We start from the raw sequence: 26,301 nt of genomic DNA, 5'->3' as shown, positions 1-26,301 counted from the left end.
CGCCGCGTCGTTCCCGAGGGGGTTCCCAAGTCATGTCCGTGCTGGCCAGATTGAGCCTGCGCAACCGAAGCCTGATCGGCCTGCTCGCGCTCGTCGTCGTCGGCTTCGGCGCCTTCGCGCTGCCGCAGATCAAGCAGCAGCTGTTCCCGTCGCTGCAGTTCCCCCAGGCGCAGATCGTCACGGCGTACGCGGGCGCGTCGCCGGACGCGGTCGACAAGCAGGTCACCGAGCCCCTCGAAGGCGGTCTCCAGGGCCTGAAGGGCCTGGAGCAGCTCAACTCGACGTCGTCCGACGGGGTGTCGCGGATCGTCGCGCAGTTCGAGTTCGGGACCGACATCGACGCCGCCGTCTCGCAGATCCAGCAGGTGGTGAACCAGGTCCAGCCCCGGCTGCCGCAGAACTCCGCGCCGTCGGTGTCCGCGGGCAGCACCGACGACCTGCCGGTCGTCCTGGTCGCCGCCGGCACCGCGGGCGACCCGCAGAAGCTGGCCCCCGCGCTGACCGACCAGGTCGCGCCGGAGCTGCGGAAGATCGACGGCGTCCGCACGGTCACCGTCACCGGCGTGCAGCAGCCGCGCGTCACGATCACCCTCGACTACGCGAAGCTGGCCGCCGCGGGGGTCGACCCCACGTCGATCGCCACGACCCTGCAGACGGCGGGCGCCGCGGTCCCGGCCGGCACGCTGACCGAGGGCGACAAGACGCTGTCGGTCCAGGTCGGCGGCGGGCAGACCACTGTGGACACGATCCGCAACCTCTACCTCACGCCCGGCGCGGCTTCCGGCGCCACCGGCGCGTCCCGCCAGGGCACGCCGGCGCGCGGGCCGGTGAAGCTGGGTGACGTCGCCGACGTCCAGACCGGCTTCGCGCCGGCGACGTCGATCACGCGCACCAACGGCAAGCCGAGCCTCGGCCTGTCGATCACCATGGTGGACAACGGGAACGCCGTCGCGATCTCCCAGGCGGTGCGCGACAAGCTGCCCGACCTGGCGAAGAAGACCGGCTCCGAGATGAGCGTCGTGTTCGACCAGGGCACGCCGGTGAAGGACGCGATCAGCGGCCTGACCACCGAAGGCCTGCTGGGCCTGGCGTTCGCGGTGATCGTGATCCTGCTGTTCCTGCTGTCGGTGCGCTCGACGCTGGTGACCGCGGTGTCGATCCCGCTGTCGGTGGTCGTCGCGCTGCTCGCGCTGTGGACCGGCGACCTGTCGCTGAACCTGCTCACCCTCGGCGCGCTGACCATCGCGATCGGCCGGGTGGTCGACGACTCGATCGTCGTGCTGGAGAACATCAAACGCCACCTCGCCTACGGCGAGGAGAAGCAGCGCGCGGTGCTCGACGGCGTCCGCGAGGTGGCCGGCGCGGTGACGTCGTCCACGCTGACGACCGTCGCGGTGTTCCTGCCGATCGCGTTCGTCGGCGGGTTCGTCGGGGAGCTGTTCTCGCCGTTCGCCATCACGGTGACGGTGGCGCTGCTGGCCTCGCTGCTCGTGTCGCTGACGGTCGTCCCGGTGCTCGCGTACTGGTTCCTGAAGCAGCCCGCGATCCCGGCGGACGCCATCGAGGCCGAGCGGGCGCGCGAAGCGGCCGTCGAGAAGGAACGCCGCGGCCTCCTGCAGCGCGCCTACCTGCCGGTGATCCGGTTCGCCACCAAGCGGCGGCTGACCGTCGTCCTGCTGGCGCTGCTGATCTTCGCCGGCACGGTCGGCCTCGCGACGCGGCTGAACACCAACTTCCTCGACCAGTCCGGCGGCACCACGCTGAACATGACGCAGAAGCTGCCCGCCGGCACCAGCGTCGAGGCCAAGGAGAAGGCCGCCACGGCGGTCGAGCAGGCCCTGGCCGCCGAGCCCGCGGTGCAGACCTACCAGGTCAGCGTCGGCGGTGGCGGCGGTTTCGGCGGCTTCGGGGGCGGCGGCACGTCGACCAGCATCTCGGTCACCGTCGCGAAGGACACCGACCTCGACGCGCTGTCGAACCGGCTGCGCGACAAGCTGACGTCGCGGCCCGAGCTGGGTGAGATCAAGATCGGCGCGGACGCCTCCGGCTTCAACTCCGACCAGGTCTCGGTCACCGTGACCGCGCCGTCGGAAGCCGCGCTGAAGCCCGCGTCCGACCAGGTGCAGCAGGCGCTGCAAGGGGTGTCCGGGCTGACCGAGGTGACCAGCGACCTGTCCGTCGGCTCGCCGCGGGTGCAGGTCGAGGTGGACGCCGCCGCGGCCGCCGCGCACGGGCTGTCGGCCAGCACCATCGGCCAGGTCGCCAACCAGGCGATCGCCGGGCGCACGGTGACGCAGCTCCCGGTCGACGGGCAGCGCACGGACGTCGTGCTGCGTGCCGGCGCCGCGCCGGTGACCGTGGACCAGGTGAAGGGCCTGCCGATCCCCGGCCCGGCCGGCGTCGTCCGGCTCGACGAGGTGGCCAAGGTGTCCACTGTGGACGGCCCGGCGTCGGTGCACCGCACCGGCGGCGACCTCAGCACCACCGTCACGGCGAAGAACACCGGTGACAACCTGAGCAAGACGACCGCGGACATCCAGTCCAAACTGGACGGTCTCACCTTCACCGGTGGCGCGGCGTACTCGCTCGGCGGCGTGAGCCAGGACCAGCAGGAGGCGTTCTCGAACCTCTTCCTGGCGCTGCTCGCGGCCATCGCGATCGTGTTCCTGATCATGGTGGCGACGTTCCGCAGCCTGATCCAGCCGCTGATCCTGCTGGTGTCGATCCCGTTCGCGGCGACCGGCGCGATCGGGCTGCTGCTGGCCACCGGCACCGCGCTCGGCCTGCCGTCGCTGATCGGCATGCTGATGCTCGTCGGCATCGTCGTCACCAACGCGATCGTGCTGATCGACCTGATCAACCAGTACCGCGCCGACGGGATGAGCGTCGCCGACGCCGTCACCGAGGGCGGCCGGCGCCGGCTGCGGCCGATCCTGATGACCGCGGCGGCGACGATCTTCGCGCTGGTCCCGATGGCGCTGGGCATCACCGGCCAGGGCGGGTTCATCGGCCAGCCGCTGGCCATCGTGGTGATCGGCGGCCTGGTCAGCTCGACCCTGCTGACGCTGGTGCTGGTCCCGACCCTCTACACGATGGTCGAGACCCGCAAGGAGCGCCGCCGGGCGAAGCGGGAGGCCCGCAGGCACCCGGTCGAGGCGCCGGAGTCGGAGTCCCTGGACCCCGCCCCCACCGCCTGACCCGTAACGACGAAGGCCCGGCACTCCCCCGCGGGAGTGCCGGGCCTTCGGCGTTCACCGGCAACCGTGCTCAGAACGCCGACACGCGTGATCCGAGGGTCGACACGCGTGATTGGGAGGACGACACGGCGAAGCCACCGTGGCCCCGGCGTGTCGACCCTTCAATCACGCGTGTCGACTCCTCAATCACGCGAGTCGACCCTTCGATCACACGGTTACTGCTTGAAGCGGTAGGTCATGCTGTCGAAGACGATGCAGATGCTCGGCGACATCACGATCACGCGCAGCGTGTTGTCGCGTTCGTCGAAGTCGATGCCCTCGACCTCGAACGTGCCCGAGCAGCCGCTGCGCAGCGGCAGCTGGCCGAGCGAGGTGACGTGGCCGGTGACGTCGGAGCCGTTGAGCCCGCCGGCGAGGTCGACCTGCAGCAGCGGCTTGGTCGTGCCGAACAGGCTGCCGTCCGGGTCGTCGGACGCGCAGAGCAGCCGGGTCGCGGTCTGGAAGTCGCAGCCCTGGACGTCACGCACGGGGTGGTCGAGCCGGATCGCCGACGCGTAGGGCAGGTTCTGCGCCGGGTCGGTGGCCACCACGCCGGGCATCGGGTGGACCAGGAGGCGGTCCATGGTGCCGTACTCGCCCGCGACCAGCCAGCGCGCGTCCGGCGAGACCGCGGCGAACGAGTTGTTGTTCGCTTCCCACGACTCGAGGTTGTGCTTGTAGTTCGCCCAGGTGCCGTCCGGGGCCTGCACGCGGAAGAGCTTCGCGCCCCGGTCGTCGCGCTGGTAGGGCTCGACGTACCAGCCCTGGGCGGAGCCGGGGTCGCCGACGTGGTTCCAGCCCTGCGAGCTCAGGTCGGCCGGGACGGTGCTGATCCCGGTGTAGCGGATGGTGGTGCCTGACGGGCGGACGATCGTGGCGAGGCCCTGGCTCTCGTCGAGGGCGCGGGCCTGGTCCTTGCCGACCTCCGACCAGCCCGTGACGGCCTGCGCGAGCGCGGGCGCAAACACGGTGAGCAGGGCGGCTACGGCGACGACGATCCCGGTTCTGCGCATGACGCCTCCGGTGGGAGTGGGAAACCTGGCGAACCGGATCTACCAGCACTCCCGGGCGTCGCGCACCCGACGAATGAATGATTTTCACGTTTGTTCGGCGTTCTGTCCGGTTCTGGACACACCGCCGGACAGAACGCAGCCCCGGCGGACGAGCGTCAGCCGGGGGTCACGGGACCAGGTCAGTCGCCCTTGCGCAGCCCGTCGAAGATCTCCTTGCAGGCCGGGCAGACCGGCGAGCCGGGCTTCGGCGACTTCGTCACCGGGAAGACCTCGCCGCAGAGCGCCACCACGTGATTGCCCATGACCGCGCTTTCGGCGATCTTGGCCTTCTTCACGTAGTGGAACATCTTCGGGGTGTCGTCGTCGGTGGTGTCCGTGCCCTCGGGCGTGGTTTCCGGCTTCGTCAGCGTCTCGGTGCTCACCCGGCCATTGTGCCCCAGTCCCCCGGAAGCGCGTACGAAAGCCCCTCGACCTGGCAGGATCGGCGGCATGTTCCAGAAGGTGCTCGCGACGTTCGGCTCGGGCGGCGCGAAGATCGACGCCCGCCTGCTCGACCGCACGGCCGCCCCCGGCCGCCCGTTGCACGGCGAGGTCCTGCTGCTCGGCGGCGAGGTCGACCAGGAGATCAACGGCCTGGACGTGACGCTGCTGGCCCGCGTCCAGGTCCCCGGCGAGGACAAGACCGAAGACCTCCCCTTCGGCTCCCAGCACCTCGTCGGCCGCGAAACCATCCGCGCCGGCCAGCAGGTGCGCGTGCCGTTCGAGATCCCGCTGCCCTGGGAGACGCCGGTCACCAGCGTCTTCGGCAAGCCGCTGGCGGGGACGGCGGTCGGCGTGCGGGCCGAGCTGGACCTGGCCGCGGCGGTGTCCGACCCGTTCGACGCCGACGCCGTCGCGATCGAGCCGATCCCGGCGCAGAAGCGGGTCCTCGACGCGCTGAGCCGGACCGGGTTCGTCTTCCGCGAGGCGATCCTCGAGCAGGGCCGGATCAACGGCGCGAACCAGCAGCTCGCCTTCTTCCAGGAGATCCGCTTCGCGCCTTCGCCGCGCTTCGCGAGCATCTTTTCCCAGGTCGCGGTCACGTTCCTGACGTCGTCGGAACGCACCGACGTCGTCCTGGAGGTCACCAAGCGCGTCCGGGTGAGCAAGACCGGCGGCTTCGGCGGGCGTGGCCAGGACTTCCTCGGCCTGTTCACGATGAAGCCGGACGTGAACTGGGAGAAGCAGCTCGAAGACTGGTTCGACCAGGTGGCGCGGCCGCGCGGGATCTTCGACTAGCCGTGGAAACCCACCGCCCGCACATGCCCGGTTACGGGATCGCGGCCGCCGGCGAGGGACTGCTGCCGTGGTCGTGGGCCGACGAGCGGCTGCGCGCGTCCCACGACTTCTGGCTCGCCACGGTGACCCCGGCGGGGCGCCCGCACCTGATGCCGGTGTGGGCGGTGTGGACCGGCGAGGTGCTGTGGTTCTCGTCGTCGCTGCGGTCGGCGAAGGCCCGCAACGTCGCCGCGGGCTCGGCGGTGTCGATCGCGACGGACGATCCGTACGAGCCGGTCGTCGTCGAGGGGACCGCCGAGGTCGTCACCGATCCGACGGCGCTGCGGGGGTTCCTGGACGCGATGAACGCCAAGTACGCGACGGCGTACGGGGAGGACTTCCTCGACCCGGCCGCCAACGCCTCGATGCGGCTGCGGCCGGAGAAGGTGATCGGGTTGCGGGAGAAGGACTTCACGACCACCCCGACCCGCTGGACGTTCCCGTGAAGTGGCCCGAAGCGATCGCCGCGCTGGGCGGCAAGCCAGACGCCTGGCCGCGGCTCGAAGCCCGCTACGGCGAGCCGCACCGCCGCTACCACACGCTGGCGCACGCGACGGCCGTCGCGCGGGACTCCGCCTGGCTGGCCGAAGGGCTCGGCGAAACCGAGCGTGCCGTCGTCGCCGTCGCGGCCTGGACGCACGACGTCGTCTACGACGCGAAGCCCGGTGAGGACGAACGCGCCAGTGCCGCGTGGGCTCGCGAAGCGCTGGAAGGCGTCCGGGAAGCGCACATCGAGCGCGTCGAAGGCCTGATCCTGACCACGATCAAGCACGACGCACCGGCCGGCGACGACCTCGCCACGGCGTTGCTCGACGCCGACCTCGCCATCCTCGGCGCCCCCGAAGCGCAGTACGCGGTGTACGCCGAAGCCGTGCGCCATGAGTACGCGAAGTACCCCGACGACGTCTGGCGCGACGGACGCATCGCCGTCCTCGAAGGCATGCTGGCGCGGACGCTCTACCGCAGCGAAGCCGCGCGGGCACGCTGGGCGAGGGCCGCGGAAAAGAACCTGACCGCCGAGCTGACCCGCTGGCGCCGCGGGCAACCCGATCATCGATGATGGTTCCTCGTGACCACCCCACTCAACCTGCACGAAGAGGTCGCTTCCGCGCTGCGTGACGGGCACCCCGTCGTCGCGCTGGAGAGCACCATCCTGTCCCACGGCCTGCCGCCCGGCCGCAACCTCGACGTCGGCCGGCGCCTCGAGCGCGTGGTGCGCGACGGCGGTGCCGTCCCGGCCACCATCGCGGTGCTCGACGGCCGGGTCGTCGTCGGCCTCTCCCCCGCCGAGCTGGAACGCGTCTGCGCGCCGGACGCCGGCCTGGACAAGCTTTCGCTGCGCGACATCGGCCCGGCCGTCGGCCTCGGCCGCTCGGGCGCGACGACCGTGGCGAGCACGTCGGCGCTGGCCGCCGCGGCCGGGATCGGGGTGTTCGGCACCGGCGGCCTCGGCGGGGTGCACGTCGGCGCGTCGCAGAGCTGGGACGTCTCGGCGGACCTCGGCGTGCTCGCGAAGGTGCCGACCGTGGTGGTCTGCTCCGGCGTGAAGTCGGTGCTCGACATCCCGGCCACGCTCGAAGTGCTCGAGACGCACTCGGTGCCGGTGCTGGGCTACCGCACCGACGACTTCCCGGCGTTCTACCTCCGCTCGTCCGGACACGCCGTGGGCCAGCGGGTCGACGACCCGGCGCAGGTCGCCGCCGTGGTCACCGCGCACCGCGCGTACGCGGGTTCCGGTGTCCTGCTGGCGAACCCGATCCCCGAAGTGTCCGAAATGGACAAAGAGCTGCACGACCGGCTGCTCGCCGGAGGCCTGGCGCTGGTGGCCGAGCGGGGCGTGCACGGCTCCGACGTCACGCCGGTGCTGCTGGAGCACTTCCACACCGCGAGCGGCGGGGTGAGCATCGACGCGAACGAGGCGCTGGTGCTCAACAACGTGAAGCTGGCGACCGAGGTCGCGGTGGCGCTCGCATGACCGGGATCGTGGTGGTCGGCGACGCGGCCCTCGACGTGATCGCGCGGCACGACAAGCCGTTGCCGCACGGCGGCGACGCCCGCGCGAAGATCCGGTTCACCGGCGGCGGCTCGGGCGCCAACACGGCGCTGTGGCTGCGTTCGCTGGGCGCGGACACGACGTTGCTCGCCCGCATCGGTGACGACCCGGGCGGCCGGCTGATCAAGGCCGAGCTGGAGGCCGCGGGCGTGCGCTGCGCGTTCGCGGTCGACCCCGAGGCGCCGACGTGCTGCGTCGTGGTGATGGTCGACGCCACCGGCCAGCGGAGCATGCTCGCCGACCGCGGCGCGAACCAGCGTTTCGCGCCCGAGGACGTCACCCGGGAGTCGCTGGGCGAGGCGGGCCACCTGCACCTGTCCGGGTACGTGCTGCTCGACCCGCCGTCGCGCGCCGCGGGCCTCGCCGCGCTGGCGCTCGCCCGCGAGCTGGGCCTGACTACGTCGGTCGACCCGCAGGCGGCCGCGCACATCACCGACCCGGCGGCGTTCCTGGACGACGTCCGCGGCGTCGACCTGCTGATGCCGAACACCGAGGAGCTGGTCGCGCTGACCGGTTCGGCGGACCCGGCGTCGGCGAAGGAGCTGCTCGCCGCGGTGGGCGCGGTGGTGGTCACCGCCGGGCTGAACGGCGCGAGCTGGGTCGACGGCGGCGGCGTCACGAGCGTGCCCGCGATCGAGGCCGACTGCGTGGACTCGACGGGCGCGGGCGACGCGTTCGACGCGGGCGTGCTCACCGGCTGGCTGGCCGGCGAGTCCACTGTGGACGTCCTGCGCCACGGGACGCGGCTGGGCGCGCTGGCGGTCGGGAAGGTGGGACCGCAGCCCGGCTAGCCGTCGATGACGCGGTGGGTGGTGTGCTCGATCGCGGTCGGCTCGGCCTGGTAGCGGTTGACCTTCTCGGTCTTGCGCGGCGGGCTGTCGTTCGCGACCAGCACCGCGATCCACGGCAACGGCACCGAGATCGCGAGGAAGCCGAGCGCCAGCCACCACGTGTGGTAGGTCAGCCCGGCGAGGATCAGGCACGGGATGCGGCACGCCATCATGATCACGTACTTGCGCTTGCGCGCTTTGAACTGCTCTTCGTACGACGGGGCCGCCCCGGTGATCAGCACCGGGTCCGAGTCGTTGGCGGGCATGGTCACTGCACCACCTCCGCTCACCATCGTCTCACCGGTGCGGCTCAGGCGACACCGGGGTGGGCCAACCGGCTCAACGCCGCGGCGACGAGCGTCTCGATGCCGGTGCGCAGGGTCGGGTGCAGCACCGGGGCGAACCGCGGCGAGTGGTTGGACGGGATGTCGCGCTCGAAGCGGCCCTCGGTCATCGCGGTGATCACCGTCTCCGGGTCGAAGCCGCCGACCAGCCAGAACACCGACGGCGCACCGGCCGCGCGGCCGAACTCGCTGAAGTCCTCACTGCCGGTGATCAGCGGCGCCGGCATCGTCACCTCGGGCCCGAAGTGGGCGAGGAAGACCTCGGCGAGCGCGTTGTTGGCCGCCTCGTCGTTCTCCGTGATCGGGTAGGAGCCGGACCGGACGATCTCGGGCGCCTTGGGCGCGCCGGCCGTCGCGGCCTCGCCGTTGACGATCCGCTCCACCGCGGCCAGCACGCGCTCGCGGACGGCCTGGTCGAACGACCGGACGTTGACCTCGAGCACGGCGTCGTCGGCGATCACGTTGCTCGCGGTGCCGACGTGCAGCGAGCCGACGGTGACGACGGCCGAGTCGGTCGCGGCGATCTCCCGCGAGACGATCGTCTGCAGCTTGAGGACGACGGACGCGGCCAGCACGGCCGGGTCGACGGTCGTCTCCGGGCGCGAACCGTGGCCGCCGCGGCCGTACAGGGTGATCCGCAGCGTGTCGGTGGCCGCCATGATCACGCCGGGGCGGGTGAGCACCCAGCCCGCCGGGCCGGGCACGAGGTGCTGGCCGAACACGACGTCGGGTGTCCCGGCGATGTCGAACAGGCCGTCGCGGACCATCGCCGACGCGCCGCCCGCGCTCTCCTCGCCCGGCTGGAACACCACGAGCAGCGTGCCGGACCACGTGTCGCGGCCCTTCGCGAGCAGCGCGGCGGCGCCGGAGAGCCAGGTGGCGTGCATGTCGTGCCCGCAGGCGTGCATGACCGGGACGTCGGTGCCGTGCTCGTCGGTGCCGCGCTCGGTGCTCGCGTACGACAACCCGGTCTTCTCCTCGACCGGCAGCGCGTCGATGTCGGCGCGCAGCTGGACCGTCGGGCCTTCGCCGTTGCGCAGCACGCCCAGTACCCCGGTGCCGGCGATGCCGGTGTGCACCTCGTAGCCGTCGCGCTCCAGGCGCCGGGCCAGCTCGGCCGCCGTCCGGGTCTCGGCGAACGAGAGCTCGGGGTGGCGGTGGAGGTCGATGTACAGCGCTTCGAGCTCGGGCAGCGCCGCGTCGAGCGGGGTGAGGACGTCGTCGAGGGTCACAAGGGCCATCGTGGCAGCATTACCCACCGTGAGCACGCGAAGCGTACTGCCCGACCTGAACGACGACGTCTGCGCGCGGCTGCGCGAGGCCTTCCGGCGCACCGCCTACGACGCCGACGGCGTGGTGGCCGCCCTCGGCGGCGCCGCCCACGCGGCACTCGGCCGCGGCGAGCCCGAGCCGGCGGACCGGGCGAGCCGGGACGCCGGTGAGCTGGGCACGCTGATCCGGCTCTTCCTGCTGGGCGGGACCGAACCGGAGACCGCGGTCAAGGCGGCGTTCGCGCCGCTGACGCCCGAAGACGCGACCGCCGCGGGCCTGCTGGACGCCGTCGCCGGCGGCTACCGGGCCGCCCTCGACGTCCGCCCGCACGGTGACGAAGAAGGCTCCTGGTGGGTCGTGTCCGACCTCGACGCCGACGTCCTCGGCGCCACCGTGCCCGAGGACCACGTGCTCGGCGTCGGCCACGCGTCGCTGTCGCTGATCCGCGCGACCACCCGCCGGCCGGTCGGCACCCTGCTCGACCTGGGCACCGGCAACGGCGTCCAGGCGCTGCACGCGACCCGGCACGCCCGGCGCGTCACCGCCACCGACGTCTCCGCGCGGGCCCTCGCGCTGGCCGCGGCGACGTTCCGGCTCAACGAGCTGGACGTCGAGCTGGTGCGCGGCGAGTGGTTCGCGCCGGTCGCGCGGCGGAAGTTCGACCAGGTCGTCTGCAACCCGCCGTTCGTGGTCGGGCCGGCGCGCGTCGACTACACCTACCGCGACTCCGGGCTGGCCGGCGACGACGCGAGCGCGCTCGTCATCCGGCAGCTGCCCGGGTTCCTCAACGACGACGGCGTCGGCCAGCTGCTGGCTTCCTGGCTGCACACCGGCAACGAGGACTGGGCCGACCGGGTGAGCCGCTGGCTGCCCGCCGAGACCGACGCCTGGTTCGTCCAGCGCGACGTCGCCGACCCGGCGCTCTACGTCGGCACCTGGCTGCGGGACGCGGGCATCGACCCGCGCTCGCCCGAAGGCCGGGTGAAGGCGGCGGCGTGGCTCGACTGGTTCGCCGCCAACGACGTCCGGGGCATCGGCTTCGGCTTCGTGACGCTGCGGCGCGCGGCCGGGCGCACGCCGACGGTGGTGTGCGAGGACCTCCGGCAGGCCTACGACGACCCGCTGGGCCCGGAGGCGGCCGGCTGGCTGGACCGCGTCGAATGGCTGCGCAATTCCGGTTCGTTGCTCGATGTCCGTTTTGTGGTGCCCGACACGGTGTTGCTGGAAAGCGTCGAGGAACCCGGCGACGAAGGCTGGACGACAACGATCCGGCGGCTGCACCGCACCGACGGCCCCGGCTGGCAGCACGAGGTCGACGACCTGGCCGCACGACTGCTCGCGGGCTGCCGCGGCGCCCTGCCCCTGGAGGACCTGATCGAGCTCTTAGCGGCTGCTCAGGGGCTCGAAGCGGACGAACTGGCGGCCGCCGCACTGCCCGTCGTCCGGGAGCTCGTCCGGCACGGGATGCTCGTCCCGGCGGGCCGGTGAGGGCGGTCGCGGCCCGGGTCTCCCGGGCCGACGTCACGGTCGATGGCGAGGTGACCGGCGCCATCACCGAACCCGGTTTGCTTGTGCTGCTGGGAATCCACGTGGACGACGACGCGGCGAAGGCCGCGACGATGGCGCGCAAATTGCACGAGTTGCGCATCCTGCGTGACGAGGAATCATGCGCCACGGTGAATGCGCCGTTGCTCGTCGTGAGCCAGTTCACGCTCTACGGCGACACGAAGAAAGGGCGGCGGCCGTCGTGGACGCAGGCCGCCCGGCCGGAAGTCGCGGAGCCGTTGGTGGACGCCGTGGTGGCCGGCCTGCGCGAGCGCGGCGCGCACGTCGAAACGGGGCGTTTCGGGGCGATGATGGCGGTCTCGAGCGTGAACGACGGTCCGTTCACCGTTCTCGTAGAGGTCTAGACCACTCGGGACGGTTCACTTCCTGACCGAATTCTCAAGGTCTTCTCAGGTTTCCCGGTCACTCGTCCTTCTCAGCAAAAGCTCAGCATTGGTGGAGCAACCGCAGGGCTTCGGCAGCCGTCTCCTTTTCAGCGAGCCGGGAACGTTTCGGGAACCCGGAGCGTTGCACCAGATGTCCAGCCAAGCCGGCCGGACCGGCGTACCGGGTTCCACAGGCCTCGGTCCGCCGGTACGCACCCGGCGTGACCCACCGCAGCACGTTCAGCCCGTGACCGGGGAGGCAGAATGTCAGTCCAGACTCTCGAACGCGAGTCGCGCGGGATTCGCGAACGTATTCCGGCTCAGATGTCCGAGGAGCCGGTGAGCGCGGGGGCGTTCGCCGAAGGCGACCTCGACGCCCCGAGCCCCGCCGCCGACCTGGTGCGCGTCTACCTCAACGGCATCGGCAAGACGGCGCTGCTGTCCGCCGCCGACGAGGTGGAGCTCGCCAAGCGCATCGAAGCCGGCGTTTTCGCCCAGCACATGCTGGACACCGGGGAAAACCTCACCTCCAAGCGCCGCACCGAGCTGTCCGCCCTGGTCCGTGACGGGCACGTGGCGAAGAACCACCTGCTCGAGGCCAACCTGCGGCTGGTCGTGTCGCTGGCCAAGCGCTACACCGGCCGGGGGATGCCGCTGCTGGACCTGATCCAGGAGGGGAACCTGGGCCTGATCCGCGCGGTGGAGAAGTTCGACTACTCCAAGGGGTTCAAGTTCTCGACCTACGCCACGTGGTGGATCCGGCAGGCCATCACCCGGGGCATGGCCGACCAGGGCCGCACCATCCGGCTGCCCGTCCACCTGGTGGAACAGGTCAACAAGCTGGCCCGCATCAAGCGCGACCTGCACCAGCAGCTCGGGCGCGACGCGACGCACGAGGAGCTGGCCGCCGAGTCGGGCATCCCGGCGCACAAGATCTCCGACCTGCTCGACCACTCGCGTGACCCGGTAAGCCTGGACATGCCGGTGGGCACCGAGGAGGACGCCCCGCTCGGTGACTTCATCGAGGACTCCGAGGCGACCGACGCCGAGAGCGCCGTGATCTCGAGCCTGCTCCAGGACGACCTGCGCCGCGTGCTCGCGACGCTGGACGACCGCGAGCAGCACGTCATCCGGCTGCGCTACGGCCTGGACGACGGCCAGCCCCGCACGCTCGACCAGATCGGCAAGCACTTCGGGCTCTCCCGCGAGCGCGTCCGCCAGATCGAGCGCGAGGTCATGTCGAAGCTCCGCCAGGGCGAGCGCGCGGACCGGCTCCGCGCCTACGCCAGCTAGATCACTCGAACAGGGAACCGACGCCGAACGGGGCGGGTCCGCACACGGTGCGTGCCCGCCCCGTTTTCGTGCCCGGCTCCGGTGTCGTTCCCGCAGTTCAGGGGCATGATCGGAAAATAAGCCACGAAACCCGGGTTTGGGCGCCACAAGACGTGGGTAGCAACCCTCGGCAACACCCGTTCGGCAGCGTTGACTTATGACCTACGTCACGACACTGTCGAGTCAAGGCCGGTGGGGTACGGCGTCAAGCCTCGCGACTGGATGTGCACGCATCCGGGCGCTTTCCCCGGGAGGTCGGGTCCGTCGGGGTGGACCCGGCCTCCCGACCCAAACCCGGCGAGGTGGGTTGGCACACAGTGGCCGGATGCCTCTGGGGCGTGGTCGCCCCGCATGCGTAGGGTGGACGGATCCCGGAGCTGGCAAAGGAGCCTGGCAGTGCCGTCCACCACTTTTCAGCACACCGAAGTCCTCCCGCTGGGCAAGGACACCACCACCGAATACCGGCTGGTCACCGACGAAGGCGTCGAGACGTTCGAAGCCGCCGGGCGGAAGTTCCTGAAGATCGACCCCGCGGCGCTGACCACCCTCGCGCGCACGGCCATCACCGACATCCAGCACCTGTTGCGCACGTCACACCTGACGCAGCTGCGCGCGATCGTCGACGACCCCGAGGCGAGCGGCAACGACCGCTTTGTCGCCATGGACCTGCTCCGCAACGCCGCCATCTCGGCCGGCGGCGTGCTGCCCATGTGCCAGGACACCGGCACCGCGATCGTCATCGGCAAGCGCGGCGAGGGTGTCCTCACCGGCGGGGACGACGAGCGCGCGCTGTCGCAGGGCATCTTCGACGCGTACCAGCAGCTGAACCTGCGGTACTCGCAGATGGCGCCGGTCAACTTCTGGGACGAGCGCAACACCGGGACGAACCTCCCGGCGCAGGTCGAGCTTTACCACAAGGATGGTCAGGACGACCCGGCCTACGAGTTCCTCTTCATGGCCAAGGGTGGCGGCAGCGCCAACAAGACGTTCCTGTACCAGGAAACGAAAGCCGTCCTGAACCCGAAGCGGCTCGCCCGGTTCCTCGACGAGAAGCTGCGCAGCCTCGGCACCGCGGCGTGCCCGCCGTACCACCTCGCGATCGTCGTCGGCGGCATGTCCGCCGAGTTCAACCTGAAGGTCGCGAAGCTCGCTTCCGCGCGCTACCTCGACAACCTGCCGCAGGAGGGCTCCGAGCTGGGCCACGCCTTCCGCGACCCGAGCCTCGAGCAGCAGGTGCTGGAGATGACGCGCCAGTTCGGCATCGGCGCGCAGTTCGGCGGGAAGTACTTCTGCCACGACGTCCGCGTCATCCGGCTCCCCCGCCACGGCGCCTCGTGCCCGGTCGGCATCGCCGTCTCGTGCTCGGCCGACCGCCAGGCCAAGGCCAAGATCACCGCGGACGGCGTGTTCATCGAGCAGCTCGAGCGCGACCCGGCCCGGTTCCTGCCCGAGGTCACCGAAGAGGACCTGTCGGACGACGTCGTGTCCGTCGACCTCAACCGGCCGATGGCCGAGATCCGCGCGCAGCTCTCGCAGCTGCCGGTGAAGACGCGGCTTTCGCTGACCGGGCCGCTGGTCGTCGCCCGCGACATCGCGCACGCGAAGATCGCCGAGCGGCTCGACGCCGGCGAGGAGATGCCGGAGTACCTCAAGAACCACCCGGTGTACTACGCGGGCCCGGCGAAGACGCCGGAGGGCTACGCTTCCGGTTCGTTCGGGCCGACCACGGCCGGGCGGATGGACTCCTACGTCGCGCAGTTCCAGGCCGCCGGCGGCTCGCTCGTCATGCTGGCCAAGGGAAACCGCTCGAAGCAGGTGACGTCCGCGTGCGAGGCGCACGGCGGCTTCTACCTCGGTTCGATCGGCGGCCCGGCCGCGCGGCTGGCGCAGGACTGCATCAAGAAGGTCGACGTCCTCGAGTACGCCGAGCTCGGCATGGAAGCCGTCTGGAAGATCGAGGTCGAGGACTTCCCCGCGTTCATCGTCATCGACGACAAGGGCAACGACTTCTTCGAGAGCACCGGCGATCCGGTGCTGCAGATCAGCTTCCGCTGAGCAGAGCGGTCAGACAGGGGAAGGGAGCACCAGCCCGCCGCCAGTGCTCCCCTCCTTCCCTGCTCCCTCAGCCGACGCGCTCGATCCGCGCGCGCCGGATGAGGAACTTTCCGGGTTCCCGAACCTGTTCGAAGGCCGCGTTGTTGAGCAGCGCGCAGCTGCCCGACACCGACGTCACCGTCACGGTGGTGGACTTCGAGTTGTCGAGGTTCGTCACCTTCAGCTTGGTCCCCGCGGGGAACTGGTTGCTCGACGCCGCCGGCGCGCCGGCCTCGCCCGAGAGCGTCACGGTCGAGCCGGGGCACACGACGTCACCCGTCGCGGCCGCGCCGTTCTGGTCCTGCTGCGCCGGAGCCTGTTGCGCGGGCGCCTGTTGCGCCGGGGCCTGCTGGGCGGGCGCCTGCTGGACCGGCGCCGCCTGGCCGTTGTTCGCGACGACGTTCGCGGTGCACTCCGCGACCACCCGCCGTTGCTGGATCAGGTCCACCACCGCCTGGCGGTTGGCGATCCTCGCGGCCGACTGCGCGTCCGGGTTCGCCTGCTGGCCGGCGATGAAGTTCAGGTTGTTCTGCAGCGCGGTGTCGAGCCCCCCGCAGTTCTCCTTGGGTGCCTCGGCCGCGTTGCTCGCGGGGCTGCTCAGCGCGATCGCCGCCGCGGTGACGCCGGAAACGCCCAGCAGCGCGGCCAGGCCGATGGTCGCTCGCTTGCGGTGCCGACCACTACTCAACCGGGGCATGTTCCGTTCCTCTCTGATCACCACCTCATCCGGGAATACGGCCCGGTAACGAAGGTGGTTCACCGAGATTCAGGACTTTTTCGGCCTAGGTGCCCGAAGCCGAGGTCACGGGGTCTTCGAGGTGGTCCGGACCACTGACGCGCGCGGCGGTCGCCAGCGCCCACCGGCCGGTGGTGACGATCCCCAGCACGAACACCAGCACCCCGCAGCCGGCGATGATCACCCAGCCGGTGCGGCCCGTCCCCGGCGGCAGCCCGTCGCTCGAGGCGACGACCACGCCGATCACCGCCACGCCGAGGGAGATCCCGATCTGGCGGCTGGTCGAGGCGACGGCCGCGGCGAGCCCGGCGCGCTCACGCGGCATGCCGGACACCGCGGCGTTCGTGATCGGCGCGTTGAGCATGCCGAACCCGGCGCCGAAGCACACATAACCCAGCATCAGCACGGGAATCGGGGTGGCCGGGCTGATCCCGGAGAGCACGATCCCCGACGCCGCGATCCCCGCCCCGGCGACGAGCAGCGGCAGCCGCGGCCCGCGCGCGCCGACCAGCCGGCCGGACAGCGGCGCGAACACGGCCGTCACCGCCGCCATCGGCAACGTCAGCAGGCCCGCGTCGAGCGCGGACAGCCCGCGGGCGTCCTGCAGGTAGAGCGAGTTGAGGAACAGGAACCCCGACAGCGCCGCGAGCCCCGTGACGGCGGTCAGCGTCGCGCCGGAGAACGGCACGCTGCGGAAGAACTTCAGGTCCAGCAACGGATCCCGGCGACGGCGTTCGTAGGGCAGCAGCACGGCCAGCGCCACCGCGGCGAGCACGAAACAGCCGACGATCTCCGGCGAACCCCAGCCGGCGCCGCGCCCTTCGATGATCCCGTAGGTGACCGACGCCAGCAGGGCGATGACGAGCAGCTGCCCCACCGGGTCGAGCCGGCGCGGGTGCGGGGACCGCGACTCGGGGACGAACACCGCCGTGAGCACGATCGCGGCCACGCCGACCGGGACGTTGATCCAGAAGATCGAGCGCCAGCCCGCCCAGTCGACGAGCGCGCCGCCGAGCACCGGCCCGACGGCCATGCTCAGCCCGACGACCCCGGCCCAGACGCCGATCGCGCGGGCGCGTTCGCGGGGTTCGGTGAAGATGTTGGTGACGATGGACAGCGCGACCGGGTTGAGCATCGAGCCGCCGATCGCCTGCAGCGCGCGGAACGCGACGAGTGACCCGATGTTCGGCGCGATCCCGCACAGCAGCGAGCCGAGGCTGAACAGGGCCAGCCCGGTCTGGAACGTCCGGCGCCGTCCGATGCGGTCCGCCGTCGAGCCCGACAGCATGAGCAGGCTGGCCAGCACGAGGGTGTAGGCGTCGATCGTCCACTGCAGACTCGAGACGGACGCGCCCAGCTCGCGGCGGATCGACGGCAGCGCGAGGTTCACGATCGTGTTGTCGAGCCCGACGATGAACAGGCTCATGCAGCAGACGGCCAGGACCACCCGCCGCCGGACCGGCTGAGGCACTACGCCCCCAAACTAGTTGCAAGCGGCAATATTAAGCACTGTACAACTAATTTCGGCCCGGTCCGGGTGACCCGGACCACGCCGTCAGCCCGGGAAAAGCTCCGTCAGGCGGGCCAGGGTCTTCTCGATGCCTTGGGTGTTCTTGCGCGGGAACGGGCTGAGGCTGATCGCGAGCGGGAACTTCGCCGTCGACCAGTCGAACGTCTCGGTGACCTCGGTGCGGCCGCCGTCGAGGGGCTCGAGGCGCCAGCGCCAGCGGTGGCCGTTGAAGTGGCGCCACGCGATCAGGCGGCCCTCTTCGTACTCGACCACGGTGTTGAGGACCTTGTACGACGCGCCGATCTTCATGTCCATGCCGAACTTGGCGCCGAGCGTGAGCCGGTCCGGGCCCCCCGGCTGAGGGGCCCGGACCGTGCCGGATCCGTCGATGAGCGGGTGCTGGGCCGGATCGGCCAGGAGCCCGAAGATCTTCTCCGGGGTCGTGGCGACGATCGCGGTGCGTGAGACCTGGCGGCTTCCCATCACCCGAGCCTAGATGATCACTTGGTCGTCTTCAGGATGACCGTGCGCTGGTCCAGCGGCGCGGCCAGGGCGACCGAGATCACCGGGTACCGGATGTCCATCGTGCACATCTGGCCGGTCTGCGCCTTCGTCTCGCTCAGGTTGACCACGACGTGGTCACCCGCCTGCTCGGCCGCCTCGCCGAGGGCGTGGCCGCAGCCGCCCTCCTGGGCGCGGATGTTGAGGATCGTGCCGCCGTTGGCCGTCCACACCTCGTGCGGGTAGTTGGCGGGCAGCGCCGCCGCGTCGACCTTGTTCGGAGGCACGGGGGTACTGCCCTCGGGCACGGTGAGCCGGGGTTTGCCCGGCGGGTTCGCCGAGGGCCACGTCGGCAGCACCGACTCGCTCGGCGACGTCGAAACGCTGCCGGAGGGCGCCCCGGAGACCGCACCGGGGTCGCCGCCGGAAGCGGGCTGGCTGATGGGCACGTTCTGGCCGGCGCAGGCCGTGGCCATCAAGAGGATCGCGCCTGTCCCGGCCACCTTCGCTAAGTACCTCATGCGTCCAGGACGGAACGGGTCCGGCGCGGGGTTGCACGAAGGCCGGTGACAAATATGGAAGTACGTACTAATGTAGTACTTCATCATGAAGGACGAAGATTTCAGGCGTGACCCGGACGACCGGCTGTTCGACCCACGGGTCCGGGCCGCCCTCGGCGACTTCGCCGTCGACGACGACATCGGCCCGCTGGAAACGGCCGCGGCCCTGCGGACGGCCGCGCGCGGGCTGGACTGGCTGCGCTCGCACGGGACGGACAGCCGCGGGCTGAGCCCGGGCGCGCTGGACATCCTGATCCGGCTCGGCGGGAGCGAGGACGGGATCAGCATCAAGGACCTGGCCGCGTCCGCCGGGGTGAGCCCGAGGAACGTGACCGGCCTGGTCGACACCCTTGAACGGGGCGAGCTCGCCGTGCGCGTGCCCGCCCCGGCGGACCGGCGTTCCGTGCTCGCCCGGATCACCCCGGCCGGGCGGACGTGGCTCGAACAGTTCCGCCGCCCGTCCCAGGCGGCCATGGCGGCCGTCTTCCGCGGGTTCACCCCGGCCGAAGTCGCGCTGCTGCGGCACTTGTGCCTGCGTGTCGTCGAAAACCAGCACCACCTGACCCGCTACCTGGAGGACCAGTCATGACCACCCGCGAAACCGTTCAGGCCTACCACCGGGCGAGGTTCGACGGCGACGTGCCCGCCGCGGCCGCCCAGCTCGCCGCCTCGTTCACCTTCGAGAGCCCCCTGCTCAGCGCCGACGCCGACAGTCACCTGGCCGGCCTGCCCGGATTCCTGCAGGTGGTCTCCGGCGTGGAGATGATCAGCGAGCTGTACGGCGAATCGGAGGCCACGCTCGTCTACGACGTCCACACCGCGACACCGGTGGGGACACAACGCACGGCCGAGCACTTCCGCCTGCGGGACGGCCGGATCGAGGCGATCACCCTGATCTTCGACGCCACCCGCTGGCACCCGATCATGGCCGCGGCCGCCGCTCGCTGAAGTCCTAGCCCTGGCGGAGGACGACCGTGCGGGTGCCGAGGGGCGCGGCCAGGGTCAGCGGGATGCTGATCTCCTTGATGTAGTCCGGGCACATCTGGCCCTTCGTCCCGGTCGTCACCGCGATCAGCACGACCACCTGCGCCGCCGTCTGGTCGCCGAGCCGGGCCGAGACGCGGCGGCAGCCGCCTTCCTCGGCGCCGAGGATCACCTGCTTGCCGTCGAGGCTGCGGGTCAGCGTGCGCGGGTAGCCCTCCGGCAGCCCGCGCGCGTCGACCTGGCTCTCGGCGATCACGTTGTCCCCGGGCGCGATGCCCTGCGTCGGGCGGCCGACCGTGCCCGGGGGCGGCGGGTCGAACGTCGGCGTCACCGTGCCCGGCACCGTCGCTGCCGTGGTGGGCGTCTCCGGCCCGGTACTGCCGGCCGGCGGCGCCGACGGAGCCCCTGCCCCGGTCGAAGAAGCCCCGCACGCCGTCAGCGTGACCAGCAGCAGGCCCGTCCCCAGCAGTTTCACCGCGTTGCGCATACCTCCAGGACGGAGCGCGGGCCCGCCCGGTTGCATCAGGCCCGGAACGTCACCGATGGGCGGCTCGTCCCCGGACCAGCCCCAGCAGGCTGACCCCGGCCAGCGTCACCACCAGCAGCAACACCGTCGCCGCCGAGGCGAGGAACACCTGGCCGCGGTCGGTCAGGGCGAAGATGCTCGCCGGGAGCGTGCGCCAGTCCGGCGGGTACAGCATCATCGTCGCGCCCAGCTCGCCCATCGACATCGCCAGCGCGAGGCTCGCCGACGCCGTCATCGCCGGCAGCAGCACCGGGACGCGCACCCGCAGCAGTACCCGCACCGGCGACGCGCCGAGCGACGCCGCGGCCTGCGCGAGCTGCGGGTCGACGCGGGCGAGCGCCGCCGAGACCGTGCTGTAGGCGAACGGCAGCAGGATCAGCAGGTGCCCGAGCAGCACGATCCAGCGTGTGCCGTTGAACGCCAGCGGCGGCCGGCTGAACGCCACCAGCAGCGCCAGGCCCAGCACCACCGACGGCACCGCGATCGGCAGGTGGAACACCGTGTCGGTGATCCGCCGCAGCCGCCGCGGCGCGGTCTCCGCCGCCAGCGCGGCCCACGTGCCGAGCAGCACGGCCGCCGCGCCCGCGAGCACGCCGGTCTGGATGCTCACCGAGAGACTCGCGAACGTCTCCCCCGACAACGCCTCGGTGTAGTGCCCGAGGGTGAACCCGCCCGGCAGCACACCGGTCCAGTGCCCGGCGAACGACGCGAGCACGATCATCACCAGCGGCGCCGCGACGACCACCGCGAACAGCACGCCGAACACCAGCCACAGCAGCGCCTTGCTACGCCGCGTCCACAGCAGCACCGCGACCCCTCTCGCCCAGTACCCGGTAACTTCCGTACAGCAGCAGGGAAATCGCGACGTCGACCAGCGCGACGACACTCGCCGCCGGGAAGTCGAACGTGACGATCCCCTTGCCGTACACCAGCATCGGCAACGTCGTGACGCCCTTCGCGCCGAGGAACAGCACGATGCCGAACTCGTTCAGCGCGAGCAGCAGCGTCAGGCACGCGCCCGAGGCGAGCGACGGCAGCGCCGCGGGCAGCACGACCCGCCACAGCACCCGCCCCGGCTTCGCGCCCAGCGCCGCGGCGACGTCCAGCTGCACGCCCGGGACCTGGCTGAACGCCGCGAGCGCCGGCCGCATCACGAACGGCGTGTAGAAGGTGATCTCGGCCAGCAGCACACCCCACGGCGAGTACAGGAACCCGCCGGCGCCGAACACGCCCGCGCTGCCGTAGAGGAACGTGAAGGCCAGCGCGATGAGGAACGACGGGAACGCGAGCACGGTGTCGACCAGCCGTGACAGCGTCTGCGCCCCGGGGAACCGGACGAACGCGACGACCAGCGCGAAGAACGTGCCGAGCAGTACGCAGCCGGTGGTCGCGCCCAGGGCCAGCAGCACGGTCTGCCAGGCCGCGTTCTGGAACTCGGCCGAGCCGAGCACCTCGGCCCACTTCCCCAGGCCGATCCCGGAGTCCGTGGCCAGCGACTGCCCGGCCACGAGCACCAGCGGGTAGCCGAAGAAGACGGCCACGACCACCAGCGGCGGCAGCAGCCACAGCCCGCGGCCACGGCGTCCCGTAGCCCGCCGCGGTGCGGGGGCGACGGTGGCTTCGAGCGCGAGCCCGGTCACGAGCCGACTCCGACCAGCGGGCAGCCGTCCGGGATCGACACCCCGACCGGCGCACCGACGGCGAGCCCGCCGACGTCGGCGACCTCCGCGCGGATCGTGCCGCCGGTCGCCTCCAGCTCCAGGTCCAGGCGGTAGCCCGTGCCGCGCCACTGCACCGCCCGGACCAGCGCCGGGAGGGTGCCTGCGCCCGGCGCGCCGACGCCCACCCGGTGCGGGCGGACCCCCAGCGCCACGGCCTGGCCGGGGGTGAGCGCCCCCGTCGGCTCGGCGGTCAGCTCGCGGCCGCCGAGCCGGACGGTCGACGGCGTCCCGTCGCGGATCACCTCGACCGGGATGAGGTTGGCCGCGCCGAGGAAACTCGCGGTGAAGCCGTCCGCGGGGCGGCGGTAGAGCTGCTCGCACGGGCCGGTCTCGACCAGCCGGGAGTCGCGCATGACGGCGATCCGGTCGGCCAGCGCGAGCGCCTCACCCTGGTCGTGCGTGACGTAGACCAGCGTCGTGTCCGGCAGTTCCGCCCGCAGCCGCAGCAGCTCCGCGATCATGTCCTCGCGCAGCGCGGCGTCCAATGCGGACAGTGGCTCGTCCAGCAGCAGCACGTCGGGCCGGATGGCCAGCGCCCGGGCGAGCGCGACCCGCTGCTGCTGCCCGCCCGACAGCTCACGCGGGTACCGCCGGGCGTAGGCGCCCATGCCGACGAGGTCGAGGACCTCGGCGACCCGCGACGCCACCTCGGCGCGCGGGGCCCGCCGCGCGTTGAGCCCGAAAGCGACGTTCGCGGCGACGCGCATGTGCGGGAACAGCGCGTAGCTCTGCACCACGACACCGAGGCCGCGCCGGTGCGGCGGCAGGTCGGTGACGTCCTGCCCGGCCAGGAACACCCGCCCGGAGCTGGGCCGCACGAACCCGGCCAGCGCCTTGAGCGCCGTCGACTTGCCCGAGCCGGACGGCCCGAGCAGGGCCAGCGTCTCGCCGCGGGCCACGGCGAGGTCGAGCCCGGCCAGCGCCGTCGTCCGTCCGAAGTGGACGGAGACGTCGCGGAACTCGACCGCCGGGGTCATCGCCCGACGGCCTTCTTGTACGCGGCCAGGTCGGCGTCCAGCTTGGCGAGCACCGCGGTCCAGTCCGGGTTCCAGACGTCGACACCCTGCAGCGCGGCCTTGATCTTGTCGGCGTTGGCGCCGGTGGCGGTGACGTCGGCGCGGGCCGGGATGCCGAACGCGTCCGAGGTCTTCGCCTGGACCTCGGGCGAGAACAGGAAGTCGAGGAGCTTCTTGCCCTCGTCCGCGTGCGGCGCGTTGGTGACCAGACCGGCGTAGTACGGCAGCGCGAACGTCGAGCGCTTGCCCTGGGCGTCGGCCGGGAAGAAGACGTCGAAGCCGCCGCTCTTGGCGATCTCGGCGAGGTTCATCTGGACGTCGCCGTTGGCCACCAGCAGCTCGCCCTTGGCCACCTTCGGCTGCAGCTTGCCGGTGGACGACGACGGCCCGGCGTTGTTCGCCTCCAGCTTGCCGAGGTAGTCGAGCGCGCCCTGCTCGCCGAGCACGTGCTGCAGCTGCAGCAGCACCGCGGTGCCGTCGCCGGCCTCACCGGGGGTGGAGTACTGGACCTTGCCCTTGAGCTTCGGGTCGAGCAGGTCGTCCCAGGTCTTCGGGGTGGCGCCCGGGTTGTGGATGAAGCTGAGGTAGTTGTTCATCATCGCGAAGTAGCGGCCCTGCGGGTCCTTCTGCGCGGCCGGGACCTGGTCGGCGCCGGCCGGGGCGGACGCCTGGAGCAGGCCCTGCCCGGCGACGCGCTGGATGAACGGCGGCAGCGTGACGAGGACGTCGGCCTTCGTGTTGGCCTTCTCCTTCTCGACGCGCGAGGCGACCTCGCCCGAGCCGGCCGTCACGGCTTCGACGGTGATGCCGGTCTGCTGCTTGAACTCGGCGAACCGGGTGGTGTACCAGTCCTCGAGTCCGTCCACTGTGTACACGGTGACGGTCTTGCCGCCGGACGCGCCGGCGCCGGTGCCGCCGCAGGCGGCGAGCAGGCCGGTCAGCGCCACGGCGAGCACGGCGAGGGTCTTTCTCATCGGTTTTCTCCTTCAAGCACAGTGGGGAGGTCGCGCACGGAGTCGAGCAGGTGGGTGGCTTCGAGGAGGTCTTCGCGGCGGCCCGCGCCGGTGAGCACACCCGCGACGACCGACGCGCCCGCGCGGAGGCCGCAGAGGACGTCGGACGCGGTGTCGCCGACCACGGCGATCCGCCGCACGTCGGTGACCTCCAGCCGCAGCGCCGCGGCCAGGACGAGGTCGGGGAACGGGCGCCCGCGGACGCCGTCGCCGGGGGCGAGCGCGAGGTCGGCGAGGTCCTGCCAGCCGAGCGCGTCGAGGATGGCGAGCTGGGTCGTCGGGGCGAAGCCGGTGGTGAAGGCGACCTTGACGCCGTTCTCCCGCAGGCCACGGATGACGTCCTCGGCGCCCTCGATCGGCGTGCAGGCGCCGCCGCGCACGAGGTCGCCGTACGCGCCTTCGAACGCGGCGTTGGCCTGCTGCGCCAGGGTTTCGTCCTCGAGCAGGGCCCGGAAGACGGTGATCTTCGACTGGCCCATGGTGTCGACGACGTACTTCAGCATGCTCTCGTAGCGATCATCCTCTTCGGACACTCCGACGGCGCCGATCGCGGCGGTGAAGGCCCGGACGACGAGGCCGTCGTCGGCGACGGTCGTGCCGGCCATGTCCAGGACGACCAGTTCGGTGTTCACAGGTTCAGCTCCTCGGCGGTGTCTTCGGCGATCGCGGGTGAGCAGGTCATGCCGCGGCCGCCCGGTCCGGTGACGAGCAGCGCGTTGTCCGCGACGCGCTCCCGGTGGACGATGCGGGCGGTGTCGGTGGTCTGCGCGTAGACACCCGCCCACCGGCGCCGGATCCGCGGCAGCGGGCGCCCGAGCAGCGCCCCGGCGACCTCGGCGAGGTGCTCGTACGGGTCTTCGGTGACGTCGAAGGCGAACGGGGTGTCGTACTCGTGGGTGTCACCGATGGTCAGCGAGCCGTCGAGCCTCTGGACGAGCAGCAGCTGCATGCGGTGGGCCGCGGCGACGTCCCCCTGCGGCTGGGTTTCCGCGAGTGTGTCGAGGGCGGCGCCGCGGTAGGCCGGGTAGTAGCGGAAGCTGTCACCGTCGGCGACGCTCGTGGAGAGTTCTTCGCCCAGCGGCTCGGTCTGCGCCATCTGCAGCCGGACCTTCCGCACCGGCGGCTCACCGGCCAGCTCGCGCACGAGCCCGCCGGTCCAGGCGCCGGTGCAGAACACGACGACGTCGCCGTCGTGCCGCTCGCCCCGGTCGTCGACGACGCCGGTGGCGCTCAGGTGCCGGACCTCCCGGCCGGGCAGCCAGGTGTAGCGGCCGCTGCGGGCCAGCTCGGCGCGCAGAGCGGGCTGGGCGACGCGGGGCTCGACGGCGGCGTCGCGATCGCACCACAGCGCCCCTCGGAAGTCGCCGCGGAGCGCCGGGTTCAGCTTTTTCGTTTCGACGGCGTCGAGCAGCTTGAACCCGCGGTCGGCGGCCTCGGCTCCCGCCGCGACCTCGGCCGCGACGGCGAGTTCGGCCTCGGTCCGGACGACGGTCAGCGAGCCGTTGGCCCGGAAGCCGAGGCCCGGGACGCGCTCGCCGATCCGCTCCCACAGCGTCCGCGCCCGCAGCGCGGTGTCCAGCTCGGCGCCGGTGGCCCGGCCCCCGACCCAGACCAGGCCGAAGTTGCGCACGGAGGCACCCCGGGCCTCGGGTTCACGTTCGAGCTGGACGACGTCGTGACCGCGTTCGACGGCCTGCCAGGCGTGCAGCGTGCCGAGCACGCCACCGCCCACGATGAGGATTCGCACGCCGCACACGCTCGCGGCCGCGCGCCAACGGCGGCTGACCCGACGGCGAACGCAGCATGAAGCGCCATCGAATATTGGACCGGATGAGTTACCGTTCCGTTAGCTTCAGGTCGGATCCAAGGCCTCTGAAGGCCACCATGAGGGGCCTGTGTCCCTCGGTGTCGATGGAGGATTTGGGACGCTGAGCGTCCAGAAAGCTCCATCGACCAGCGCCAAGAGCCCGCGCCATGGCGACATCAGATGCCCTCGTCGTGGCCGTCAGAGCCGACCCGCTGCCACGAAGACGCAGACCGCGAAGATCACGGCGTTGACCCCGACGTTGCGCCACTCGGCCGGCTTGTGGCCCGCGATCGCGAGCTTGCTGTGCATCGCCATCGCCCCCACCATCACGACGGCGAGCCCGAGCGCGGCCGGTCAGCCCAGGGGCGATGCCGCACAGCGGCCGCGGAATCAGCCCGAGCACGGCCGCACGGGCCGGTTGTCCACAGCCGAGCCGCGATGTGGACAACCGGCCTCCGGCAGCGCCTTTTTCCGCTTTCCGTCGGACGCCCCCGATACGCTGGAC

The 26,301-nt window shown here is 71.7% G+C and carries 27 protein-coding genes; 12 read left to right on the top strand and 15 right to left on the bottom strand.

Annotated elements, in window-relative coordinates:
• Positions 1-32 precede the first annotated feature (32 nt).
• Positions 33-3,197 (top strand): efflux RND transporter permease subunit, encoded by a 3,165-nt coding sequence (locus ACIOD2_RS28975; RefSeq protein WP_400544654.1) that lies wholly within the window; start codon positions 33-35, stop codon positions 3,195-3,197.
• 215 nt (positions 3,198-3,412) lie between these two features.
• Here the strand turns inward: ACIOD2_RS28975 and ACIOD2_RS28970 are convergent, their stop codons facing one another.
• Together ACIOD2_RS28970 and ACIOD2_RS28965 are read right to left on the bottom strand one after the other, a co-directional pair.
• Positions 3,413-4,249 (bottom strand): hypothetical protein, encoded by an 837-nt coding sequence (locus ACIOD2_RS28970; protein WP_400544651.1) that lies wholly within the window; start codon positions 4,247-4,249, stop codon positions 3,413-3,415.
• 179 nt (positions 4,250-4,428) lie between these two features.
• Positions 4,429-4,671 carry a DUF3039 domain-containing protein gene (locus ACIOD2_RS28965; RefSeq protein WP_323334871.1) on the bottom strand — a complete coding sequence of 81 codons (243 nt, stop codon included), beginning with the start codon at positions 4,669-4,671 and terminating at the stop codon, positions 4,429-4,431.
• A 67-nt stretch (positions 4,672-4,738) separates the two neighbouring features.
• Here ACIOD2_RS28965 and ACIOD2_RS28960 point away from each other — a divergent pair, with 67 nt between their 5' ends.
• Genes ACIOD2_RS28960 through ACIOD2_RS28940 form a run of 5 tightly spaced genes read left to right on the top strand, consistent with a single transcriptional unit; the run spans position 4,739 to position 8,410 of the window.
• The gene (locus ACIOD2_RS28960) at positions 4,739-5,527 is read left to right on the top strand and encodes a sporulation protein (RefSeq protein ID WP_400544648.1); all 789 of its coding nucleotides are present in this window, start codon (positions 4,739-4,741) and stop codon (positions 5,525-5,527) included.
• Between the two features lie 23 nt (positions 5,528-5,550).
• Positions 5,551-6,012: a PPOX class F420-dependent oxidoreductase gene (locus ACIOD2_RS28955; protein WP_400544645.1), complete on the top strand. Its 462-nt coding sequence runs from the start codon at positions 5,551-5,553 to the stop codon at positions 6,010-6,012.
• Positions 6,009-6,626 carry a hypothetical protein gene (locus ACIOD2_RS28950; RefSeq protein WP_400544642.1) on the top strand — a complete coding sequence of 206 codons (618 nt, stop codon included), beginning with the start codon at positions 6,009-6,011 and terminating at the stop codon, positions 6,624-6,626. The genes ACIOD2_RS28955 and ACIOD2_RS28950 overlap by 4 nt, the downstream gene beginning before the upstream one ends.
• A 9-nt stretch (positions 6,627-6,635) precedes the next feature.
• Complete coding sequence (locus tag ACIOD2_RS28945) at positions 6,636-7,541, top strand: pseudouridine-5'-phosphate glycosidase (protein WP_400544639.1); 906 nt, start codon at positions 6,636-6,638, stop codon at positions 7,539-7,541.
• Positions 7,538-8,410, top strand: a complete 873-nt coding sequence (locus ACIOD2_RS28940) for a carbohydrate kinase family protein (RefSeq protein WP_400544636.1) — start codon at positions 7,538-7,540, stop codon at positions 8,408-8,410. Before ACIOD2_RS28945 ends, ACIOD2_RS28940 begins: the two co-directional genes overlap by 4 nt.
• Here ACIOD2_RS28940 and ACIOD2_RS28935 read toward each other — a convergent pair.
• Together ACIOD2_RS28935 and ACIOD2_RS28930 are read right to left on the bottom strand one after the other, a co-directional pair.
• On the bottom strand, positions 8,407-8,742 hold the full coding sequence (locus ACIOD2_RS28935; protein ID WP_400544634.1) for a DUF3099 domain-containing protein: 336 nt from the start codon (positions 8,740-8,742) through the stop codon (positions 8,407-8,409). The two genes, ACIOD2_RS28940 and ACIOD2_RS28935, sit on opposite strands and share 4 nt — an antisense overlap.
• A gap of 17 nt (positions 8,743-8,759) precedes the next feature.
• Complete coding sequence (locus tag ACIOD2_RS28930; protein ID WP_400546148.1) at positions 8,760-10,025, bottom strand: amidohydrolase; 1,266 nt, start codon at positions 10,023-10,025, stop codon at positions 8,760-8,762.
• Between the two features lie 28 nt (positions 10,026-10,053).
• Here ACIOD2_RS28930 and ACIOD2_RS28925 point away from each other — a divergent pair, with 28 nt between their 5' ends.
• The 4 genes from ACIOD2_RS28925 (at position 10,054) to ACIOD2_RS28910 (ending at position 15,383) form a co-directional block, all read left to right on the top strand.
• Complete coding sequence (locus ACIOD2_RS28925; protein WP_400544631.1) at positions 10,054-11,553, top strand: methyltransferase; 1,500 nt, start codon at positions 10,054-10,056, stop codon at positions 11,551-11,553.
• A complete protein-coding gene (gene dtd / locus ACIOD2_RS28920; RefSeq protein WP_400544628.1) occupies positions 11,550-11,975 on the top strand; it encodes a D-aminoacyl-tRNA deacylase in 426 nt (141 codons plus the stop codon). The genes ACIOD2_RS28925 and dtd overlap by 4 nt, the downstream gene beginning before the upstream one ends.
• Before the next feature lie 285 nt (positions 11,976-12,260).
• Complete coding sequence (locus ACIOD2_RS28915; protein ID WP_400544625.1) at positions 12,261-13,289, top strand: sigma-70 family RNA polymerase sigma factor; 1,029 nt, start codon at positions 12,261-12,263, stop codon at positions 13,287-13,289.
• 435 nt (positions 13,290-13,724) lie between these two features.
• Positions 13,725-15,383 (top strand): fumarate hydratase, encoded by a 1,659-nt coding sequence (locus tag ACIOD2_RS28910; RefSeq protein WP_400544622.1) that lies wholly within the window; start codon positions 13,725-13,727, stop codon positions 15,381-15,383.
• Between the two features lie 67 nt (positions 15,384-15,450).
• Here ACIOD2_RS28910 and ACIOD2_RS28905 read toward each other — a convergent pair whose 3' ends face one another.
• The 4 genes from ACIOD2_RS28905 to ACIOD2_RS28890 form a co-directional block, all read right to left on the bottom strand.
• Positions 15,451-16,119, bottom strand: coding sequence for a hypothetical protein (locus ACIOD2_RS28905; RefSeq protein ID WP_400544620.1), 669 nt, complete (start codon positions 16,117-16,119; stop codon positions 15,451-15,453).
• 85 nt (positions 16,120-16,204) lie between these two features.
• A complete protein-coding gene (locus ACIOD2_RS28900; RefSeq protein ID WP_400544617.1) occupies positions 16,205-17,629 on the bottom strand; it encodes an MFS transporter in 1,425 nt (474 codons plus the stop codon).
• A gap of 84 nt (positions 17,630-17,713) precedes the next feature.
• Complete coding sequence (locus ACIOD2_RS28895) at positions 17,714-18,151, bottom strand: SRPBCC family protein (RefSeq protein WP_323334851.1); 438 nt, start codon at positions 18,149-18,151, stop codon at positions 17,714-17,716.
• A 17-nt stretch (positions 18,152-18,168) separates the two neighbouring features.
• A complete protein-coding gene (locus tag ACIOD2_RS28890) occupies positions 18,169-18,690 on the bottom strand; it encodes a hypothetical protein (protein WP_400544614.1) in 522 nt (173 codons plus the stop codon).
• Positions 18,691-18,775: 85 nt separating this feature from the next.
• Here ACIOD2_RS28890 and ACIOD2_RS28885 point away from each other — a divergent pair, with 85 nt between their 5' ends.
• Both ACIOD2_RS28885 and ACIOD2_RS28880 read left to right on the top strand, forming a co-directional pair.
• Positions 18,776-19,318, top strand: a complete 543-nt coding sequence (locus ACIOD2_RS28885) for a MarR family winged helix-turn-helix transcriptional regulator (protein ID WP_400544611.1) — start codon at positions 18,776-18,778, stop codon at positions 19,316-19,318.
• Entirely contained in the window at positions 19,315-19,677 is a 363-nt protein-coding gene (locus tag ACIOD2_RS28880) for a hypothetical protein (RefSeq protein WP_400544608.1), read from the top strand. The genes ACIOD2_RS28885 and ACIOD2_RS28880 overlap by 4 nt, the downstream gene beginning before the upstream one ends.
• Before the next feature lie 4 nt (positions 19,678-19,681).
• On the opposite strand, the gene ACIOD2_RS28875 is transcribed toward ACIOD2_RS28880, so the two are convergent.
• From ACIOD2_RS28875 to ACIOD2_RS28845, 7 genes are read right to left on the bottom strand one after another with little or no spacing between them, the layout of a single operon-like run.
• Positions 19,682-20,200: a hypothetical protein gene (locus ACIOD2_RS28875; protein WP_400544605.1), complete on the bottom strand. Its 519-nt coding sequence runs from the start codon at positions 20,198-20,200 to the stop codon at positions 19,682-19,684.
• A gap of 49 nt (positions 20,201-20,249) precedes the next feature.
• The gene (locus ACIOD2_RS28870) at positions 20,250-21,047 is read right to left on the bottom strand and encodes an ABC transporter permease (protein ID WP_400544602.1); all 798 of its coding nucleotides are present in this window, start codon (positions 21,045-21,047) and stop codon (positions 20,250-20,252) included.
• The gene (locus tag ACIOD2_RS28865) at positions 21,025-21,879 is read right to left on the bottom strand and encodes a 2-aminoethylphosphonate ABC transporter permease subunit (protein ID WP_400544599.1); all 855 of its coding nucleotides are present in this window, start codon (positions 21,877-21,879) and stop codon (positions 21,025-21,027) included. The genes ACIOD2_RS28870 and ACIOD2_RS28865 overlap by 23 nt, the downstream gene beginning before the upstream one ends.
• A complete protein-coding gene (locus tag ACIOD2_RS28860) occupies positions 21,876-22,937 on the bottom strand; it encodes an ABC transporter ATP-binding protein (RefSeq protein WP_400544596.1) in 1,062 nt (353 codons plus the stop codon). The genes ACIOD2_RS28865 and ACIOD2_RS28860 overlap by 4 nt, the downstream gene beginning before the upstream one ends.
• On the bottom strand, positions 22,934-23,950 hold the full coding sequence (locus ACIOD2_RS28855; protein WP_400544593.1) for a 2-aminoethylphosphonate ABC transporter substrate-binding protein: 1,017 nt from the start codon (positions 23,948-23,950) through the stop codon (positions 22,934-22,936). Before ACIOD2_RS28855 ends, ACIOD2_RS28860 begins: the two co-directional genes overlap by 4 nt.
• Positions 23,947-24,621: a phosphonatase-like hydrolase gene (locus ACIOD2_RS28850; protein ID WP_400544590.1), complete on the bottom strand. Its 675-nt coding sequence runs from the start codon at positions 24,619-24,621 to the stop codon at positions 23,947-23,949. Before ACIOD2_RS28850 ends, ACIOD2_RS28855 begins: the two co-directional genes overlap by 4 nt.
• A complete protein-coding gene (locus ACIOD2_RS28845) occupies positions 24,618-25,736 on the bottom strand; it encodes a TIGR03364 family FAD-dependent oxidoreductase (RefSeq protein WP_400544587.1) in 1,119 nt (372 codons plus the stop codon). Before ACIOD2_RS28845 ends, ACIOD2_RS28850 begins: the two co-directional genes overlap by 4 nt.
• Between the last annotated feature and the right edge of the window lie 565 nt (positions 25,737-26,301).

The sequence above is a fragment of the Amycolatopsis sp. NPDC088138 genome (assembly GCF_044741685.1).
GTDB lineage: Bacteria > Actinomycetota > Actinomycetes > Mycobacteriales > Pseudonocardiaceae > Amycolatopsis.
This window is presented reverse-complemented; position numbering and strand designations above follow the sequence as displayed.